Annotated in this window: 15 protein-coding genes; 9 read left to right on the forward strand and 6 right to left on the reverse strand. The window is 46.4% G+C overall.

Annotated features, from left to right (window positions below):
* Positions 1-2: 2 nt before the first annotated feature.
* A complete protein-coding gene (locus tag ACOIT5_RS08390) occupies positions 3-2288 on the forward strand; it encodes a family 20 glycosylhydrolase (protein ID WP_423130024.1) in 2286 nt (761 codons plus the stop codon).
* Between the two features lie 81 nt (positions 2289-2369).
* Here ACOIT5_RS08390 and ACOIT5_RS08395 read toward each other — a convergent pair whose 3' ends face one another.
* The 3 genes from ACOIT5_RS08395 to ACOIT5_RS08405 all read right to left on the reverse strand — a co-directional run bounded on the left by ACOIT5_RS08395 (position 2370) and on the right by ACOIT5_RS08405 (position 4829).
* Complete coding sequence (locus ACOIT5_RS08395; protein ID WP_423130025.1) at positions 2370-2933, reverse strand: hypothetical protein; 564 nt, start codon at positions 2931-2933, stop codon at positions 2370-2372.
* Positions 2934-2946: 13 nt separating this feature from the next.
* Positions 2947-3528 carry an outer membrane beta-barrel protein gene (locus tag ACOIT5_RS08400; protein ID WP_423130026.1) on the reverse strand — a complete coding sequence of 194 codons (582 nt, stop codon included), beginning with the start codon at positions 3526-3528 and terminating at the stop codon, positions 2947-2949.
* Between the two features lie 125 nt (positions 3529-3653).
* Positions 3654-4829 (reverse strand): carboxypeptidase-like regulatory domain-containing protein, encoded by a 1176-nt coding sequence (locus ACOIT5_RS08405; protein ID WP_423130027.1) that lies wholly within the window; start codon positions 4827-4829, stop codon positions 3654-3656.
* Positions 4830-4955: 126 nt separating this feature from the next.
* Between ACOIT5_RS08405 and ACOIT5_RS08410 the strand changes: the two genes are divergently transcribed.
* Entirely contained in the window at positions 4956-5615 is a 660-nt protein-coding gene (locus tag ACOIT5_RS08410; RefSeq protein ID WP_423130028.1) for a hypothetical protein, read from the forward strand.
* A 28-nt stretch (positions 5616-5643) separates the two neighbouring features.
* Here ACOIT5_RS08410 and ACOIT5_RS08415 read toward each other — a convergent pair whose 3' ends face one another.
* Both ACOIT5_RS08415 and ACOIT5_RS08420 read right to left on the reverse strand, forming a co-directional pair.
* Positions 5644-6981 carry a deoxyguanosinetriphosphate triphosphohydrolase gene (locus ACOIT5_RS08415; RefSeq protein ID WP_423130029.1) on the reverse strand — a complete coding sequence of 446 codons (1338 nt, stop codon included), beginning with the start codon at positions 6979-6981 and terminating at the stop codon, positions 5644-5646.
* Positions 6982-7017: 36 nt separating this feature from the next.
* Complete coding sequence (locus ACOIT5_RS08420) at positions 7018-7731, reverse strand: M48 family metallopeptidase (RefSeq protein WP_423130030.1); 714 nt, start codon at positions 7729-7731, stop codon at positions 7018-7020.
* A 47-nt stretch (positions 7732-7778) separates the two neighbouring features.
* Between ACOIT5_RS08420 and ACOIT5_RS08425 the strand changes: the two genes are divergently transcribed.
* From ACOIT5_RS08425 to ACOIT5_RS08455, 7 genes are all read left to right on the forward strand, one after another.
* The gene (locus ACOIT5_RS08425) at positions 7779-8492 is read left to right on the forward strand and encodes a hypothetical protein (RefSeq protein WP_423130031.1); all 714 of its coding nucleotides are present in this window, start codon (positions 7779-7781) and stop codon (positions 8490-8492) included.
* Positions 8493-8688: 196 nt separating this feature from the next.
* Positions 8689-9537 carry an endonuclease/exonuclease/phosphatase family protein gene (locus tag ACOIT5_RS08430; RefSeq protein ID WP_423130032.1) on the forward strand — a complete coding sequence of 283 codons (849 nt, stop codon included), beginning with the start codon at positions 8689-8691 and terminating at the stop codon, positions 9535-9537.
* A gap of 78 nt (positions 9538-9615) precedes the next feature.
* Positions 9616-10239 carry an RNA polymerase sigma-70 factor gene (locus ACOIT5_RS08435; protein ID WP_423130033.1) on the forward strand — a complete coding sequence of 208 codons (624 nt, stop codon included), beginning with the start codon at positions 9616-9618 and terminating at the stop codon, positions 10237-10239.
* 125 nt (positions 10240-10364) lie between these two features.
* Positions 10365-11405, forward strand: a complete 1041-nt coding sequence (locus tag ACOIT5_RS08440) for a FecR domain-containing protein (protein ID WP_423130034.1) — start codon at positions 10365-10367, stop codon at positions 11403-11405.
* A 187-nt stretch (positions 11406-11592) separates the two neighbouring features.
* The gene (locus ACOIT5_RS08445; protein WP_423130035.1) at positions 11593-14913 is read left to right on the forward strand and encodes a TonB-dependent receptor; all 3321 of its coding nucleotides are present in this window, start codon (positions 11593-11595) and stop codon (positions 14911-14913) included.
* Between the two features lie 57 nt (positions 14914-14970).
* Positions 14971-16449 carry a RagB/SusD family nutrient uptake outer membrane protein gene (locus ACOIT5_RS08450; protein ID WP_423130036.1) on the forward strand — a complete coding sequence of 493 codons (1479 nt, stop codon included), beginning with the start codon at positions 14971-14973 and terminating at the stop codon, positions 16447-16449.
* Between the two features lie 245 nt (positions 16450-16694).
* Positions 16695-18149 (forward strand): sulfatase family protein, encoded by a 1455-nt coding sequence (locus ACOIT5_RS08455; protein ID WP_423130037.1) that lies wholly within the window; start codon positions 16695-16697, stop codon positions 18147-18149.
* A 311-nt stretch (positions 18150-18460) separates the two neighbouring features.
* Here the strand turns inward: ACOIT5_RS08455 and ACOIT5_RS08460 are convergent, their stop codons facing one another.
* Positions 18461-20350 (reverse strand): BspA family leucine-rich repeat surface protein, encoded by a 1890-nt coding sequence (locus tag ACOIT5_RS08460; RefSeq protein ID WP_423130038.1) that lies wholly within the window; start codon positions 20348-20350, stop codon positions 18461-18463.
* Positions 20351-20479 lie beyond the last annotated feature (129 nt).

Raw genomic sequence — 20479 nt, forward strand, 5'->3', positions numbered from 1 at the left:
GCATGAAAAATCCCTGCCCATTCCTGTTATTTCTGTTTATCCTGAATATCTCCGGATTTTACGGGCGGGCTGAAATATCTTCTTCCGGAATCAGTCTGATTCCCATGCCACAGCAATTGATTGTCCATGAGGGACATTTCCTGTTAAACCAATTGGTAAACATCCGGGCCGATGCCGGTCTCGAACAGGAAGCCGCGTATCTGCAGGCCGCGCTTTTTGATGTTGCATCCGTAAAACTGCAACTTTCGCAGGCTGAGGCAGCAGAAAGAAGTATCCGGTTGAAACTTGACCCGGCGGTTCAGGGGGCCGAAGCTTACCGCATCAGTTCAAACGGGAACAGGTATGAAATTGCAGGAAAAACGGGGGCAGGCGTTTTTTACGGAATCCGGACTTTTCTGCAGCTGATCCCCGTCCAGGCAGCAGCTGAAATAAATCTTCCGCTCGTATCGGTTAGCGATGGGCCCCGTTTTGAATGGCGCGGGATGCACCTCGATGTTTGCCGTCATTTCTATTCGGTTGAGCTTGTCAAAAAACTGCTGGATGAGATGGCCAAACTGAAGCTGAATACTTTTCACTGGCATTTAACCGATGACCAAGGCTGGCGTATCGAAATAAAGAAATACCCGGAACTGACACAGACCGGCGCCTGGCGGAAGGAAACCAAAATCGGGCACATGGCCGATTATCCGCACCGCTTCGACGGGCAAAGACACGGGGGCTTTTATACGCAGGAAGAAATCAGGGAAGTGGTGGCTTATGCGCAGCAACGGCACATCACCATTGTTCCTGAAATTGAACTGCCCGGCCACGCGCAGGCGGCAATTGCCGCTTATCCCGGGTTGGGTTGTTTCAACGATACCCTGGAGGCTTGGACACTTTGGGGTGTTTCGGAACATGTGTTCTGTGCCGGGAAAGAAAGCACATTTCAGTTTCTGGAAGATGTATTGAGCGAAGTGATTGATTTGTTCCCGGGAACTTTTGTCCATGTTGGCGGCGATGAATGTCCGAAAACGCATTGGAAAGAATGCACTTTATGCCGTCAACGTATCGAAGAGGAAGGCTTGAAAGATGAACACGAATTACAAAGCTATTTTATCCGGCGGATGGAACGCTTTCTGAGCTTGAAAGGAAAGAAACTGATTGGTTGGGACGAAATACTTGAAGGAGGCCTTGCCGGAGGAGCGGTCATCATGTCGTGGCGGGGTGAGAAAGGCGGCGTCAACGCGGCTAAGCTGGGACACCAGGTGGTGATGACCCCAGGAGAATGGTGTTATTTCGATTATTTTCAGTCGGCCAATCCCAACGAACCGATTGCGATCGGCGGCCTTACCGACCTGGCTAAAGTGTACGGTTACGACCCGGTACCCGCGCAACTGGATGCTGAAAAACAAAAGCTCATTTTGGGGACACAGGCCAATGTATGGACCGAATACATTCCCACAGCCGAACAGCTTGAATATATGATCTTTCCGCGCCTGTGTGCTTTGGCCGAAGTGATGTGGACCGAGCCCGGCAACAAAGATTTTGCCGGCTTTGAGCAACGCATGGACAAACAGTACCTGCGAATGGCAAAAGACGGCGTCCGGTTTCGTGTTCCGCCTCCCGAAGGACTCGACCCCATCCATACGTATGCCGCAAAAGAAGCAATCATCGCGTTGAGTTGCCCGGTTCCTTCAGCCAAAATCCGTTATACGCTTGATGGATCGGAACCAACCGAACGTTCGGCAGAATATCTAAAGGCACTTCGGATAAAGCTGGATGAGGACAAAATCTTGAGGGCAGTGACCATTCTGGCTGACGGAACTAAAAGTTATCCGGTAAGCTCGTTGCTGAGAAGCCGGAACATGGAGCCGGTGAAGCTCCGTAATCTGCAAAAAGGATTGAACTACCGTTTTTTTGACGGGCCCTTCCGTTCGTTTAAAGAGGTTGGCGGTGAACCTGAACTGACCGGAACGGTTGATTGGCTGATCATCCCGGTTCAAACCATGAGCAACCTGAAGGGCTGGATCTTCGATGGCTATATTTCTATTTATAAAGATGGACTTTACCGCTTCCAACTGAGCAGCGCCTGTGGCTCCGGCTTATACATCGGCAACGAACTGGTGATAGATAATGACGGCTTTAATTACGATAATGTCCGTTCGGGACTGGTTGAACTGAAAGCCGGGTTTTACCCGGTGAGGGTGAAGTATTTCAGCACAAACGCCGGGCAGCGTATCCGCCTGTATTACCAGCCACCGTGGAAAGATAAATTTGAGGTGTTCCCGGGTGAAAAATATTACCGGTAATGCCAGGTCAAGGTTAACGTCGGTCTGAATCAGACAAGAGATTCACCCGGTCGTGAAAATTAAACTTCTGCCTGTTTGTGGTTAATCAATCAGAAAATTTGAGCTTTCCGAAATACGATAATCGAACCGTCCATAAGAAACCGTTCTTTGCATACCCCCTGGTTCAATTACTGAAAAGCCAAAAGTTCCTGAAAGTATGATCACGGATGCTGAATTGTTTGTACGGCTCACGTTTTTAAAATAGATCTGCCCGATGCCTTTGTTTTCATAGGTCATTGAGTGATAATCTTCGATGTAATAAGCGGCGTTTGTTATTCCGTCGAGTTGTATTTTGGTATCATGTAAGTGAAGCAGATCTTCAAACTGGTTAATTGATATTCCACCCAGGTGAAATTCTATGGTCGACGATTGACCGGCAACATTTCCTTGAAACTGTACGACAAGACTGTCGTTTGCAGGCTTGGCGTTGATGAACGGAGCATTGTGAATATCAAAAAAGCCAACCAGTACAATTGATTCCCAGACATCATCGTTAATAAAGGCTCCGGCCACATTATTTCCGTCTTCGGTGTATTTGGGAAGCCGGGGATCGATCGGGTCGGGGATAAATAAACCGTCACAGGCAGTCAGAATCGTTACGGCCAATATCAGAAAAGATCTATTTAAATAAGCATATTTTCTCATTGTACAGCTTGAACTTAATACCAACAGATAAACAGATGTTTTTCAGATCGCGTATTTCTCCGGTAAAATTTCCTATCTCATCTATGGAATAATAATCCAGCATCGGGACGATGCCATAGGTCATTCTTGAATAAAAACTTAATTTTCGACTGTCGAAACAACTGAATCCGAAAACCAGTCCGGCATCGAAGTTATTATAGGTCTTTTTCCCCTGTTCGACTGAGGTTCCCATTAGCTTACTTAACTCGGCGCCTGCCTGTACTGAAAAGAAGCTTAACGGGGCAAAATTGATCAAAACAGGCAATGAAAGATAACTGAAACGGAAGAGATAGTTCTTTTCGAAATCCTGCTGATACCCTTTCTGATTAAAAATGATCTCATTAATTACAGAAAACTTCTCAAGTTTTTTAACCGGATAATATTGGACAGACAGGCCATAATGATAGGTTGTAATTGGTTTTTTGTTTTCCAGAGGGATATTGTTCCGGATAGTGGCATAATTGCCTCCTGCAACAATGGCCAATTGTGCATGCGATTTTGCAGAAAATAAAAGCATGAATCCGGTTAGAATGACTGAGAGAACAACGACTTGAAAGAGGCCTGTCGATTTTGATTTTTTTATCCAAAAATACATACTGAACCTGATTGATATGTCGTTATAAATGGTTTTTTTTGAGCAGTTCAGAGCTCTTCCTTTTGCAGTGCGTGAAATCCTTTCCAGAACTTTTCAACGAACGCCGTGTTTTCAAAATAGTTACGTCCGGCAACCTTGGTCATTTTCGGCGATTTATTGAGTTCCAGAACGGCGGCTTTACGCGAGTTGGAAACCTCTTCGCCCTTTTCGCTGATGTATGTTTTATCGCAATCCAGGTAACTGACCACGTACAGCCCGTCGTGTTGTTTGTAAGCGCAGGTGAAATGATAGCGAACTTCCTGCTGTCCCCGGTCTTTTACGTATAACGAGCGGTTATGGCTGTTGTTTTGGCTGGCTTCAATCATACATTCGTTGCGGATGAGGGCGTAACTCTTTTTCAGAATATACATTTTCCCCTCCATTTTTGTCGCGTAGTAATCGCCGGTGTGGGGCAGGTCTGCTTCGTTGGCTTTGTAGGAAATGATCCAGACCGAATCGCCTTCGTAGGTGCTGACGTCTTCGAGGTACAGATCATAATCGCTCAACAGTTCTTCATCAAACAAGGTGTTCGACAACCGGGCCAGGTCCATTTCAATCAGTTCATCAAATCCGCTTTCTCCGCCCTGAAACGAGTAAGGGGCAAAGTTTTTATTCACCTGGATAAATTTGTAGTGGCGTTTTTTAAAGGCATCGGCAATCGAAGGTTCCATGTAGCCGTTTTCATCATACATTTCCACAACAGCTTCCCGGTCGAGCGATTCTTTTGCGCCGTATTTCGTCCGTTCAAGGTAGTGGAATTTCAAACTGAACGGCCCGTAATGGTAATTTTGAGAAACCCGCTCGGCAGCTGTTCTCACAATCCGGAAAAGCACAAGCGACTCGGCAGCCACATTCACCCCTTCAATACTGTAAGTTTGTTCTTCAAGCGGAATCCGCGTAAATTCCTGATCAATCAGTTTGCTAATCGGATAAGTGACATTGCCATATCCTACGGCCGAAATGTATAAGGTTTCATCTAGAAATTCTTTCGGGACCTTTAGTTCAAAAAATCCTTCGGCATTGCTGGCGGTGCCGTAAAAAGTTCCTTCAATACCGATATTCGTGTAAGCCAGGCCCTGCTGGGTATTTGAGTCAACAATACGGCCTTTTATCGTTTTAGGTTGTGCGAAGGTTTGCAGGGCGATCAGCAGAAATAAAAATAATGTAACCGGTTTCATGATCATTTTTACGTATTTTAGTTAACTCTTAATGAATAACGCCCGGGATGGTTAAAAATTACTAAGCGGATAACATATTTATCATACCGGCGTTATAGATCAGAGTACAGGACTTAAAAAAATCTTCAAAAGATGAAAACAAACAGACTGCTTCTATTGGTTATCATATTGGCGATCAGCCTGACATCCTGCGTTTCGAAGAAAAAGTACCTTGACATGGAATCATCGAAATTGCGCGCCGAACAACGCGTGCGTGAATTGACTGACGAAAATGAAGCCAAAGCCGGTCGAATTGAGCAAATGATTGCCGATTTTGAGCAGATGAAACTGGGCCTGATGGAAAACAATGCCCAAAAAGATCAGTTAATCGCGAACCTCACCGGGCAGATCAATACCTTAAATTCGAATGTGAAAGAAAAAGACGCCGGCCTGGCCGAAAAACTGTACGCTTTTGAGTTCGAGAAACGCCGCCTGGAAGAAGAACTGAAAAATACCAAAAACACGCAGGCCCGGCTGAGGGAACAGAACGAAAGTCTCTCGGAAGAACTGGGCAGTACAAAAAATAAACTGGCCGACCTTCAGTTTGATTATACCCGTCAGAAAGGGGATGTCGACCGGATAAATGCCCAGGTGGCCTCGGCCGATAAAAAGTTTGAAGAGCAGGCTTCGCAGGTTGCTGCGCTAAAAACTGAAATACAGAAACTGAAATCAGAAGGCCAGGAAAAAGACGAAACGATTGAACGTTTAAAAAACAATGTCACCCTGTTAAAAAACGAGTTGGGGAAAAAGTGACAGCGCCGGAAGAAGCTTCCGTCCTTTTTTACCCAATCACCGGCAGGTTAATTCCTTTAATTTTCCGGTATAAATCCAGCGCATACAGGTCGGTCATCCCCGAAACGAAGTCGATGACCGACAGTATTTTTTCGTAGTTGCTTTGATGCTCTCCTCTGAATTGCCGTGGAATCAGCGACAACAAGCGGCGCGAGAGGCCTGTTTCGGGACGAAGCACCGCCTGGATGAACTCGTCGAGCAAGGTGCCGAGAATCTGATAGCCGGCCATTTCGATTTCAACCACCGACCGGTCGCGGTAGATTTTCTCCACGGAAATCGGACCGATTTTGGCCATCGCTGTTTTTGAGCTCGCTCCAACGCCTTTAATTAATGGCGTCTGAAAGCTCCCGTTGAGAATGGCCGCCTGATTTTCATTAAAAACACGGATACATTCATTCACCAGTTTATTGATCACGCCGGCGCGCAGGTAGGCAATCTGCTCATTCCGGTCGCTCACCGCCCGAAAGGTTTTTTCTATTTGATCCCGGATTCCTTTTTCATCCTGCAGGTCGTAGAAGTTCAGGAACAGGTCCTTTGTTGTTTCAAAGTCGAGGATTTTCAGTTTGTGCGCATCTTCCAGGTCCATGATCTGGTAGCAGATATCATCGGCCGCTTCGACCAGGAAAACCAGCGGATGGCGGACAAAAGCCAGTGGCTGATCGGTCAACCTGATCAGACCCAGTTCCTGCGCAATATCGCTGTAAAGTTGTTTTTCGGACTGAAAGAAACCAAATTTTGATTTGCTGACACCGGCCGACTCGTACGGATACTTGACGATGGATGCCAGCATGGTGTAGGTGAGGGCGAAACCGCCTGGCCGGCGTCCCTGAAACTGGTGTGTGAGCAAACGCAGGGCATTCGCGTTCCCGTCAAAATAAACAAAATCGCTCCATTCTTCGGGCCCGACCAGTGCTTCCAACCCTTTACCGTTTCCTTCGGTAAAATAGTTCGAGATGGCTTCTTCACCGGCATGGCCGAATGGCGGGTTGCCCATGTCGTGGGCCAGGCAAGCTGCCGAAACTACGGCGCCCAACTCGTAAACCAGCGGATTTTTTTCGCCGGCCTGAATCAGTTTCTCCGACAGCATACTTCCCAGCGAGCGGCCCACGCTGGCAACCTCAAGCGAGTGGGTGAGGCGGTTGTGCACAAAGATGCTTCCCGGCAGCGGAAAAACCTGTGTTTTATTTTGCATCCGGCGGAAAGGCGATGAAAAAATGATCCGGTCGTAATCCCGCTGAAACTGGGTGCGTTTATACAGATCGGCTTCGTCAGTTTCCGGTCCTTTGCCCAGGCGCCGGGTCGATATCAGTTGGTTCCAGTTCATCATATCCTGTAAAAATAATGCTTTTCGGTCAGGGCGGCGCTAAAAAATATCGACATGGTATTTTCGAAGCTCCCGGTCCAGCGTTTTTGATCCGGGGCAAATGCGTTCGAGCAATTGCCAAAAGCCGGTTCCGTGGTTCTTTTCCAGCGTGTGGGCCAGTTCGTGCAGCAACACGTAATCGATTAAACGGTCGGGCAGCCGCATCAGGTGAAGGTTCAGGTTGATGTTGTTTGCCGAAGAGCAACTTCCCCAGCGGCTTTTCACATGTTTTACATACACATTTTCGAATCTCAACCCATGTTTTTTAGCCAGTTCGCTTAAACGTCCCGGTAAATAAATTTTCGCTTCCTGGCGCATAACCTGCACGATCACCCGCCGTATAAATTGCTGGATCCCGGCTTGTTGATGGTCGTATCCGGCTGGAATATTAATCTGGATGATTCCGTTGCCAACCATGCCGCTGACCTTGGAATGATCGACTTTTACGATTTTCAGCGCATGGAACTTTGTTTTAAAACAGTTTTCTGAACTAAAGATTGTTAAACCAGCTTTGATATCTTGTTGTTGTTTTAGTATCCATTCCAATTTTGAGTTGACAAAGTCGATGGCTTTCTGCTCTGAAACCATAACTGGCATGGATACCTGAACCTGGCCGTCGGGTTTTACCCGGAGGCGTATTCGGCGCGAACGGTTGCTTTTTGTAATACTGACCGCTCCAATAGGTTCAATCTGATAGATTTTATCAACAGTCATTGTGCAGAAATGATGGCGAAGATAGTGAATCTCACAAATATTAACATATGGAATCAAAAAATGCAATGGAGGTATTCGGAACAATTACCAAGCAGGAAACAGTTTTGACAATTGATGATAAAGTTCTGGGAGGAACACTGGTGTTTGAAGCCCTGGCGCCTTTCCCGGGTTATTATCACGAAGCGCATCTGTCAACCGTTCCCCGCTACATGTACCTGGCTTTAAGTGAACAATATCCACTCGTTGATGTCATCCGGGCAACCGAAAAAGTGGAGAAGGTTTTTGACGAAACATTTGACGCGGGAAAGGGATTTCTGCGATTTTACGACGAGCGGTACAATGTTTTGAGGGTCCGTCATTTACAGCGGTATGATATGATCGGGAAATTACAGCAGGCTTACCAGGATAATGGCATATTCTTCTTGCATAAAACAAAGAAAGGGCTCGAAGAACCTGCCCAGATCAAAATCGTTAAATTTTTTCATCTCAACCAAATCGATGAAGGCATTTATCTGGATCAGAAGGAAGAGTTTCATGCCTACGTTGAAATTCCGAAAGAATACTGCTGGGAAGAATTTAACGATCTGACCAACCGGGTGAAATACAACTGGGAAGAAAGCAAGTTCGATGCAGCCATAGGCGCTTTTTACCACCAGGGGCAATTGCACGAATTTGTCCGCATTTATTCCAATAAGCTCAATTTGGCTTATCTCCGCGAACTGCGCAAGCTCTACATCGAAAAAACGCAAGTAAGTTTATAGCACATAGTAAGTTCAAATGAAATGTCGTTTCCTTCGGGAAATGGCATTTTTTGTTTAAACGGCAAGGATTAGCATAATGCTTATCAGCTCCGGAAAATGGTATAATGTTGTGATCGGGCTTTTGGTCAGAACCGGAATGAGTTTAACTTTGCAGGACAAACTTCCTTGACAAAAGGAGCTAAAACGTAAAACTGATATGAAAAGAATAATCTTATTACTGGCAATTTTGCTGGTAACCTTTGAATTCGCCTTTGCCCAAAAGGATAGAACCATGAATGTTGCCACTTATAACCTTCGGCTGAATACTCCAAATGACGGGATCAATGCCTGGCCCAACCGGAAAGAAGAGGTAAAAAGCCTGATCCGTTACCACGAATTTGATTTGTTCGGGACACAGGAAGGATTTATCGGGCAGTTAAACGATTTGCTGGAGATGGAAGAATTTGCCTATACCGGGCATGGCCGTGAAGACGGGAAAGATGCCGGCGAACATTCGGCTATTTTTTACCGGAAAGATCGGTTTAAACTGCTTGGTTCGGGTGATTTTTGGTTAAGTGAGACTCCTGATGTGCCGGGGCTTGGCTGGGATGCCACCTGTTGCAACCGGATTTGCTCCTGGGCCAAGTTCCGCGACCTGACCAGTTCAGCCGAATTTTTCTTTTTCTCGGTTCATTTCGATCACGAAGGCGTTGAGGCCAGGAAAGAATCGGGGAAGCTGATGGTGAGAAAGATCAACGAGATAGCGGGTGGGTTTCCGGTATTTTGCGTGGGCGATTTAAACTCGACACCCGATACCGAGCAGGTAGCCACCATGAAAACCTTACTGAACGACTCCCGCGAGGTATCGCTTATGCCTGCTTACGGGCCCGAAGGCACCTTCAACGGCTTTAAGTTTGACGCCGCCCTGGACAAACGGATTGATTACATCTTTGTAAGCAAACAAATCGAGGTTCTGAAATACGGCGTACTGACCGACAGCAAAAATCAGCGATATCCGTCCGACCATCAGCCGGTGGTGGTTAAGGCAAGAATCAAAAAGAAGTAACATGTTTTCAAATGTCATCGATTTATTTTTTCCTTTCCGCCGAACACGTATTTTTGGATTCGGAAAAATAAGTCGCCGATGCAAATCCCGGTATTAAATAGTTCCAGTTCCGACCAGTTGTTGATCCGTGAGCTTAATCAGGGCAATACCCGGGCATTCGATTTTATTTTTGAAAAATATTACGATAACCTTTGTCGCTTTGCTTTTTCGTTTATTCACGATGCCGATATGTCGCAAAGCCTGGTGCAAAACGTTTTTGTGAAGTTGTGGGAACGGCGCATGGTGCTTGGGAGAGTTGGAAATCTGGGGGGCTACCTCACCACGATGGTGCGTAACCAGGTTTCCGATTACCTGGGGGAGATGAAAAAAATGAACCTGAAACACGAACACCGGGGAAGCATCGTCGACAATTCGACTGAAAATGGGATTTTAGGACGCGATTTTGAGGAACAGCTGGTCGTTGCCCTGGGGCAGCTTCCTCCCCGGTGCCGGCAGGCTTTTGAGCTGAGCCGGTTCGAAGATATGACCAATAAAGAAATTGCAGCAGAAATGAATATTTCGGTGAAGGGAGTGGAAGCGCTGATTGCCCGCTCACTGAAAACCTTGCGGGATGAACTGCGCGAGTTTTTACCTTCGTTTAAGCTGAAAGCCCGCCCCCCCATTCTGCTTTTTATGCGAATAGCCAAACGGGTATTCGGCTGAGATAAGACGAGGTAGTCATTGGATATTAGAGAATTAGCCATCGGCCCTCAAAAAAATCGACTTTTTTTCGTTTTCGGTGTAGGGTTGTGGCTGTCTTTTCGGGTCATCGGGATAAAAGCAGAAACATGTTACCCGATTCAGATCCCATTTACAGCCTGATTTCCAAAAAACTCACCGGCGATATTAGTCCCGGCGAAGCCGCCGCTTTGGATCAATGGCTGGGCGACAGCCCGGAAAACCGGGCCGAATTCAACGACCTGGCTGCCCTTTGGCAACAATCGCAACAACTTCGCTTTCCCGGAAAAATCGACAGGCCGGCGGCGCTCGAAAAAGTTCGCCGACATGCCGGGCTTCGCAAAGCCAGCAAGTTCCGGCTGAATCTGTTTTATCAGGTGGCGGCGATACTGCTGTTGTCTGTCCTCTTTTCGGGGCTGTACAATTATTTCATTTCCGGTACCAGGCCTTCAGGCGAATATTTCGAGGAAGTGCTGGCTGCTTACGGCACACGCTCGCAGGTCGGGTTGCCCGATGGTTCAACCGTCTATCTGAATTCGGGGAGTTCGCTGAAATTCTCCAGCCGGTTTGCCGATCGGAAACAGCGCCTGATCAGCTTGAAAGGAGAAGCTTATTTTGATGTGGCCAAAGATCCGAAACGCCCGTTTATCGTAAAGGCAGGGGCCATTGAAGTGGAAGCCCTGGGTACCGAATTCAATGTGGATGCTTACGAGCCGGATGAAGCGATTGATGTGGTACTGGTCGAAGGGAAAGTGGCCGTCAATGTCCTCAAGCCCGGAGCCGGCAAAGATCAAATGGTGCTGGATCCCCATGAACTGGCCCGTTTTGATGCAAAAGAAAATAAACTGATCAGGGGAAAGACCGGCGAGATGGAGAAACACGTGGGCTGGATCGACGGGAAAATAGTTTTCATGGACGACCCGATCCGCGATGTTATCCGCGAACTGGAGCACTGGTATCATGTTCAAATCGAACTGACCGACCCACGCCTGGTCAATTACCGCTTTACAGGAACTTTCATCGACGAACCGGTCGAAGAAATCCTCAATGTATTCAGCATGACCTCGCCGTTGAGCTACGAAATAACACCGGCTGAAAAAGACGGGCAAAACAGGTTTTCAAAACGGATCATCAAACTTAAAATAGAATAAATGAAACATTAAGCCAAACGCCAGGGAGCGGAAAAAAAACAGGAAGGTGTACCACCACCCTCCTGTCGTCAATGTCTGCTACGAACAGACATCAATGGAGTTTAAAAAATTTAAACAATTCGAATTTATGAAAAAAACTAACAAAAATGGAATACCTCAGCGTATTCTGAGAACTAAAGTTCTGTTTATGATGAAACTGACTACTTTTTTCTTCTTTTTGTCAACCTTTGCGTTGATTGCTTCGGGAAGCTATTCCCAGAACAAAACTTTTACCATGAGCCGGGAAAATGTGCAGATCAAAGATGTTCTGCGGGAAATTGAAGACCAAAGCGGCTATTTCTTCATTTACAACAACGAGTTTGTGGATGTATACCAGCGAATTAACCTTCAGGTGAAAGAACAAACCATCGATAAGTTGCTGGATCAGATCTTTAACGGGCAGCATGTAAAATACTCCATTGATGAGCGTAAGATCATCCTGTCGTCGTCTTCCTCGGTGTTGTCTTCACAGCAAAATCGTCCGGTTACCGGAAAAGTAACCGATGCTTCAGGAATGCCCTTGCCCGGGGTAACCGTGGTGGTAAAAGGTACGACTATCGGAGCAATTACTGATAGTGAAGGTAATTTTTCATTGTCGAATGCAGCTCCTTCCGGCGTATTGGTTTTCTCGTTTGTGGGAATGAAAAGCCTCGAAATCCCGGTTGGCAGCCAAACCGCGGTTACAGTGTCTCTTTCCGAAGAAACTGTTGGCATCGAAGAGGTAGTGGCCATCGGATATGGAACCATGAAAAAAAGTGACTTAACCGGATCTGTTACTTCATTGAGAACTGAAAATCTGAATAAGGGCGTAAAAGCCTCGTTGAATCAGTTGCTTTCAGGAAGGGCGGCAGGTGTACGCATTATTCAAAACAGTAATGAGCCGGGTGGTGGTATTACCGTAAATATCAGAGGTGCCGGTTCAATCACTGCCGGATCGCAACCCCTCTATGTGGTTGATGGTTTGCCAATTGACAATACGGCCCCGATTACCGCTTCCGGTAGAAATTATGTAAGTTCTAACACGGTACGAAGCCCTTTAAACTCGATTAACCCGGCTGATATCGAGTCGATCGAGATACTGAAAGATGCGTCTGCTACGGCAATTTATGGCTCAAGGGGCGCCAATGGTGTTGTCATGATAACGACTAAAAAAGGCAGCAGCAAAGGGATGAAAGTGAATTATGCGGGAGAATACGGGCTTCAGAGCGTGGTGAAAAAATTAAGAGTGTTTACTGCCGACGAATACATGTCGGTATTAAATGAAATTATTGATGCAGGGGGCGGCACCGCTGCCGAGAGGGTTACCGAAATACAGGATGGTGGAACTGACTGGCAGGATGAGATATACCGGGCTAATGCACAGATCCAAAACCATAATCTTGCTTTAAGCGGAGGAAATAACAAATCATCGTATTTTGTTGGTTTAAATTATTTTGATCAGCAAGGAGTTGTAAAAACCTCAAGTTTAAAACGATATACTGCCCGGGTGAACATGACAAGTGAAATTTCGGAAAAGTTTAACTTCGGATTGAACATGAGTACCAGTTATATCCAGGATGATTTTGCGGCTGAAGGAAATGGATTTAACGAAAACAGCGGAGCTATTTATGCTGCATTTAATTTTGATCCGACTCTTTCAATTTGGAATGCCACTACCGGTCGTTATCAAACATCTCCGTTTATTACTACTGACAATCCATTGGCGATTCTTTACGGGAAAAGGGCAGCTTCAACCGGCTACAGAACCTACGGGACGGTATTTGGAAACTATAATCTGATGCCTGGGTTGATAGCAAAGCTTAATATTGGAGGCGATATCCAAAATCAGCAAAGAGATGTTTATGTAGACCGGTCAACGGTTGATGGACTGGCCGCGGGGGGGTCTGCCTCAATTTTAAATGGAGCAGTAAGCAATTATCTGACAGAAGGGACGCTTACATACAATAAAAAAATTAAAGATCACAGCCTGACTGTTATGGCGGGTTCTACATTTCAGCGTTTTGTAACTGTACGGAATACGATCCAGTCGGCAGGTTTTCCATCCGATGCTACCGGCTCGGATAATGTCGATTCAGGAACCCAAAGCACGTACCTTGTGTTTAGCGAAAAAGTGTCCAATGCGTTGTTATCGTACCTCGGACGAATAAATTATTCCTACAAAGACAAATACTTATTAACGGGCTCATTCCGGGTTGACGGTTCATCCCGTTTTGGTGAAAATAACAGGTATGGCTATTTTCCCTCATTTGCCGGCGCATGGCGAATAAACCAGGAAAACTTTATGAGCGGGTTGCCGACTATTAATAATTTAAAGATGAGACTCAGTTGGGGGAGAACCGGCAACCAGGCCATCGGCGATTATCAGTCGATCATGACTTACGGAACCGGACGTTTAGGGGTTTTTAATGGTCAACTCTCATCGACTCAGGAACCTACCCGTTTGGCAAATCCCAATTTGAAATGGGAAACTACCGAACAATCTGACCTCGGATTCGACATCGGGGTATTTGATGACCGGATTTCGTTTAGTGCAGACTATTATATCAAAACCACTTTCGATATGTTGCTGAACAAACCGGTTAGTTATACCAGCGGTTTTACCAGCCAGCTTACCAATATCGGAGAAATTCAAAATCAGGGTTTCGAACTTACTTTAAATACGAAGAATATCAATAAAGCCTTTAAATGGAATACCTCGTTAAATCTTGCCACACTGAAAAACAAAGTAAAAGACCTGGGAGGACAAGATGATATTTTTGTAGGTGCTTCGGGTGTGTTAGGCGCTAATCCCGCTATTATCCGGGAAGGAGAACCATTATATTCTTTTTATGGTTATAAAGTGATCGGGGTTTGGCAAACCGACGATGATTTCTCAACAACTACAGATGCTGTCCACCCGGGCGACCTGAAGTATCTGGATGTAAACGGCGATAAGACGGTTAATTCTGACGACCGCATGATTTTGGGGAATAGTTTTCCAAAACTAACAATCGGTATGGGAAACAACTTTGAGTTCAAACGCTTCTCTCTTGATATTATGATTGAAGGAGTATCCGGCCTGAAAATGTTTAATAATAACCTGGTAGACACCTATTTCCCGATTAACTTCAGAAGGAACAAGTTTGCCGAACCCATGCTGAACCGTTGGACTCCGGAAAATCCTTCCAATAAGTATCCTTCTTTTGTTACGCCATTGAGTCAGGGACAAAAGATTGTAAACTCATATACCGTGCAGGATGCTTCGTACGTAAGGCTTCAATCGGTAACGTTTAGTTATAAACTTCCTTCTGTCAGGGGATTTATTAATTCAGGTTCAATCTTTGTGACCGGGCAAAACCTGTTAACAATTACAAAATATGATGGAATGGATCCGGCGGCGAACCCCAATGGAAATGCAAACTACCGGGTTGATTTCAATACTTACCCGTTAGCAGCCACTGTTATGCTGGGAGTAAATATTGATTTTTAACAAATCGCAACTATGAAACTTTCTAATGAATATTAATCAGAACTAATTTGTAAGACGATGAAAATATTAAAATACATAATCATATCCGGTATTTTTCTGCTTCCGTTTACTGCTTGTGAGGATTTACTTGATGAACCTGTTTATTCACAACTTGCTCCGGAGAACTTTCTGAAGACAGACGAAGGAATAGTCAGTGTGCTAAAGGCGGCTTATGTATGGGAAAACAATGTTCAGGGGCAATTGGCTGCAAAAGGTTATATTCTGACCCAGGATGGTTCAACGGATATCATGTTCGAAAAAGCAGGGGCTGATAACCGGCAGATGTTACAGTTTATGAACTTTACCTGGGACTCGAATCTCGACTGGTTACTGGGAATGCTCTGGAATCCCTGCTATTTTGCAATCAGAAATGCCAATTCGGTGTTGGACAATATTGAGATTGCTGAAATCACGGATGCGAAAAAAAGTTTGTATGCTGCTGAAGCAAGATTTGTTAGGGCAGTAAGTTATTACAACTTGTATATCTTTTTTGGCCCTGTTCCATTGCGAAAAACGATGAAAGGAGGAGCCGAAGAACTTGCCAGGGCTACCGACGACGAAATAAAAACATTTATCGAAACCGAACTATTGGCAGTGGTGAACGATCTTCCTGCTCCGGGAGCCGAACCGGAATATGGCCGGGCCAATAGAGGCGCTGCACGCGCATTCCTGTGCAAATATTATCTGAATACGAAACAATGGCAAAAATGCGCCGACATGGCTCAACAAATTATGGATATGAATTACTATGAGTTGTATCCGAATTACTCCGCCATGTTCCGGGTCGAGAATGAGCGAAACAAAGAGTATATGTGGGTAAGAACATGTACCGCAATTGTGCCGGGCAGCGGTCCTGGAAACGACTGGGAGGCCTATGTTTTCCCGGCAGGATTTCAAAAAGACCCGGTAAGCGGACTTACTTTTTCAAATATATGGCGTAATTATGCCGCGCATTATTCGCTTCGCGATGGCTTCTACAATTCGTTTGCGCCCAATGATAAACGGAAGGAAACAATCCTTACATCGTACATTAATTCGGCCGGGCAAACAGTTTCGTTGCTTACCGGCAATGATACCCGCCCGTTGAAATACTGGCCTGATCCAAACGCGGTAAACGGGGGAATGGGGAACGACTTCCCAACCATCCGGTATGCCGATATTTTACTGGCACGCGCCGAAGCGTTGAACGAGCTTCATGGACCCACCCTGGAATCGGTTTCTTTAATTAACGATATCAGGCTACGCGCTGGCGTTGATCAAAAACTATTAACCGATTTTGCAGATAAAGCGGCATTGCGCGACCATATTATTGCCGAACGTGGATGGGAATTCTATTGCGAAGGATTAAGACGACAGGATCTAATCAGAACAGGTAAATACCTTAGTTATGCATTGGCCCGAGGAGTTACACACGCTTCAGAGAAGCATTTGTTGTTCCCGATACCGCAACAAGCCATTGATTCTGATTCAAAATTGGAGCAAAATCCCGGTTATTAGGGCGTGCCACCTGTATGCAAAAATATAGAATGACCTAGGGGCTGTTCAGCAACTTCGTGGAACTTGGCGCTTTTACTTTGTGGCTTGTTGTGGTAAAGATAAATCACAGCCAAAAACAGGGTGAGGTGCCGGGTTGCACGGAGTTGACACGGTAAAAATTTTATTTTCTTAGACAGCCTTTGCATCTTTAGCAATAAAATCTCCTTCGAAAGAAAGGAACAAGTATAAACTCAAAAATCAGTTACATGATGAAAATCGAGAAATACAAAACCGGTTTAACGGCATTGGCGATGGCCGCCATGCAGATCCCGGCAATGGCGGGGCAACCTGTGGCAAAGGAGAAACCGCTAAACATTGTTTTGTTTGTGGCCGACGACCTGGGCGCAAACGATATTGGTCCTTACGGAAATCGCGTGGTGCGAACGCCCAACCTGGATCGCCTGGCTGCCGAGTCGCTCGTGTTTTCCAATGCTTTTGCCAGTTCTCCAACCTGTTCTCCCTCGCGGGCATCGATTTACACCGGTAAATACCCGTTTCGGAACGGGGCCCATGCCAATCATCACGGCATTACCGCAGAAAACAGAACATTGCCGGCCTACCTCAACACGCTGGGATACCAGGTAGGCTTTGCCGGTAAACTGCATATTGGTCCCATGAGTTTATACCCTTTCGATCTGATTCACCATACCAATGTTCCCGAACCCGGACACGAGAAAGATGGCGTTTTGTGGACTGATTTGAATATGGAGCCGGTAGATCAGTGGTTAGCTGATGCGTCGAAGAGTAAAAAACCGTTTATGCTGGTTGTTAATGACCACAGTCCCCACGTGATGTGGCCTGAAAAACCCGAATACGATGCTTCGGAAGTTGATGTTCCGGCCATTCACATCGACACCAAAGAGACCCGTGTGGCCCGGTCGCGCTACTATACCGATATCACCAAAATGGACACCAACGTGGGAAAACTGCTGGAAAGCCTGGCAAAATATCAGCTCGACCAGAATACCGTCGTTATATTCACCGCCGATCAGGGACCGCAATGGGCATTCGGTAAATGGAATCTTTATGATTACGGTATCAGGGTCCCGTTAATCGTCAGGTGGCCCGGAGTTGTTAAAGGTGCATCCGAATCGAACAGCCTGGCGTCCTTAGTCGATATCCTGCCTACGGCGATTGAACTGGCCGGCGGGAAAGCGCCCAAACAGCCCGACCAAATCGACGGAAGAAGCCTGCTCCCTTTGCTGACCGGTAAGGAAAACAACCGGCGCGAACCAATATTTGCAAGCCACACCGGCGATGGAACAATCAATCAGGCGCCCATGCGGATGATCCGCAGCAGCCGTTACAAATACATCCTCAACCTGGCGCCCGAAGTGCTTTATCATACACATATTAACTTAGCAAAAGATCACGATGGCGGCCGCCAGTACTGGCCTTCCTGGTTAAACCGCTCGTTTGCAGACGAACATGCGGCTGCTGTTTTATGGAGATATCACAACCGTCCGAAAGAAGAATTATACGACATCCAGTCAGATCCGAACGAACTGCACAACCTGGCAACCAACCCCCGTTACGAAAGTATCATGAATGACTTTCGGATGCAGATGACTGAATGGCGGACACAGCAGGGCGATACTGAAACGGGTGTTTATACCGGAACCCAGAAACCAGGTGAAGGTCTGCAATATATATTCAACTGATTCAATTTCATGAATCAGCGTAAGAATTTTTTAGCGCAGAGGCTGTATCAAAAGTCTTGAATACTTGAGAATCTGGTCACCCCGTCCGGCAGTTGCCGGATCGGGGTCTGTCTCTTTTTTAACTTCAAAAAAGTACCGGTTGAAATCAAACTTACCGGCGAGGTACTAAAAAATGAACAAACTAAGTTATCCCATTTTTTACTGTACAACAGGCCGGTATCCCCGAGTTGATAGTTGATGCAGGACCCGATGGAAACAATCGTTATGTTTGATCAAACCTTCCAGGTTTCCGACTTAAATCAACTCAACAATCAAAACTTCATTGGTTTCTCGTTCGAATCCTGAAAATATTTACCATGCCGCATAAGTCCTAAGCCCATACAATCCAGCCCTCTATCGGTAATCACCCAGCCGTTGGAGCTTATCATGCTGGCGCGGGCCGCCTGCCCATCGCAATAATAGCTGTTGCCCCCTGTAAAAATCACACCCGACCGCAGGCTCTGCACACTCCACCCGTTAAGTAAAGCATCGTAATTGGCGAGTGAGAGGGTAACGTTGGTAAACATACCTGTTGCGATGGTAAGGGCGGTTACATCCCAGCCTCCCAAATTCTGGTTGAAGGAAGTAGCGCCAAAGAATAAGCCATTCATCATCGTCACCTTGCCCGTGTTCCACGCGCCGATGTCCTGGTTGAAGGAACTGGCTCCATTGAACAAACCAGTCATTATCGTCACTTTGCCCGTGTTCCACAGGCCGATGTTTTGGTTGAAAGCTTTGGCTCCCTGGAACATGTTAGCCATCGTTATTACACTGCCCGTGTCCCACGCGCCAATGTCCCCGTTGAAAGAACTGGCTCCCTGGAACATACCGGCCATTGTCGTTACACTGCCCGTGTTCCACGAACCGATGTTTCCGTTGAAAGCAGTGGCTCCATTGAACATATTAGTCATCGTCGTCACACTGCCCGTGTTCCACGAACCGATGTTTTGGTTGAAAGCCTTGGCTCCCAGGAACATCCCAGCCATCGTCGTCACTTTGCCCGTGTCCCACAAACCGATGTTTTGGTTGAAAGCTGTGGCTACCTGAAACATATTAACCATCGTCGTCACGTTGCCCGTGTTCCACGTGCCGATGTTTTGGTTGAAGGCAGTGGCTCCGTAGAACATATTAGACATCGTCGTCACCTTGCCCGTATTCCACGCGCCGATGTCCTGGTTGAAAGCTTTGGCTCCGTAAAACATATTGGTCATCGTCGTCACACTGCCCGTGTTCCACGAACCAATGTTTTGGTTGAAAGCAGTGGCTTCACTAAACATATTAGACATCGTCGTCACACTGCCCGTGTCCCACGCGCCAATGTTTTGGTTGAAAGCAGTGGCTTCACTAAACATAAAGGACATATCAACCACCTTGCCCGTGTCCCACGCGCTGATGTCCTCGTTGAAGGAACCGGCCTCGCCGAACATATATGACATATCAACCACACTGCCCGTATTCCACGCGGAGATGTCCTGGTTGAAGGAACTGGCCTCGCCAAACATAAGTGACATATCAACCACCTTGCCCGTGTTCCACGCACCGATGTTTTGGTTAAAAGCAGTGGCTCCAAAGAACATATTAGACATATCCGTCACGTTACCCGTGTCCCATGTGCTGATGTCCCCGTTGAAAGCAGTGGCTCCAAAGAACATATTAGACATGTCGGTCACGTTACCCGTGTCCCACGCCCAGTTGCCGCTGCTGCCAAGATTGCTTGCACCGAGGAACATCTGAGCCATACTTGTTACATTAGTAAGATTTGGCGCATCAACGGCATTGATTACCAGGTTAGTACAACCAAAAAAGGCGCCAGCCATTTCAGCCCAGGCATTTGTACCCCACTGGTCAACAGAAAGAATTTTCTCTTTATCGCCCGTATTGACAAAATAAATCCGTGGGAAGGTTCCCTGTATGCGAATGGTGTAGGTCCCTGCCACGCCAAAATCGTGGGTTACGCTTTCCGTGAGGCCAAGCTCTTCGAAAATGCCGTCGTTGTTCCAATCCACATCATAATTGTATCCGGTTCCTTCGGTGGGAATCGTTATGTAGGTACTGCCCGATGTGCCCGGGTTATCAGTTTTCCAGGTCGTAATAAACTCGTTTTGGGCATGTGCTGTTATCGAAAGGAAAACACAAAATATCGTAAATCCAATAACCTTCATGTAATTTTTTTTCATACCATAAATTCCTGTTTGTAAATTAAGTATCTCGTTTTACAAAAGCAAACAGGCCTCGACGTTCGCCCTGGTTCCTTCGTATTTGCCTTTTGAAGGATTTCGGCCATTGACCCA

Source organism: Gaoshiqia hydrogeniformans, from assembly GCF_049347105.1.
Classification (GTDB): domain Bacteria; phylum Bacteroidota; class Bacteroidia; order Bacteroidales; family Prolixibacteraceae; genus Gaoshiqia; species Gaoshiqia hydrogeniformans.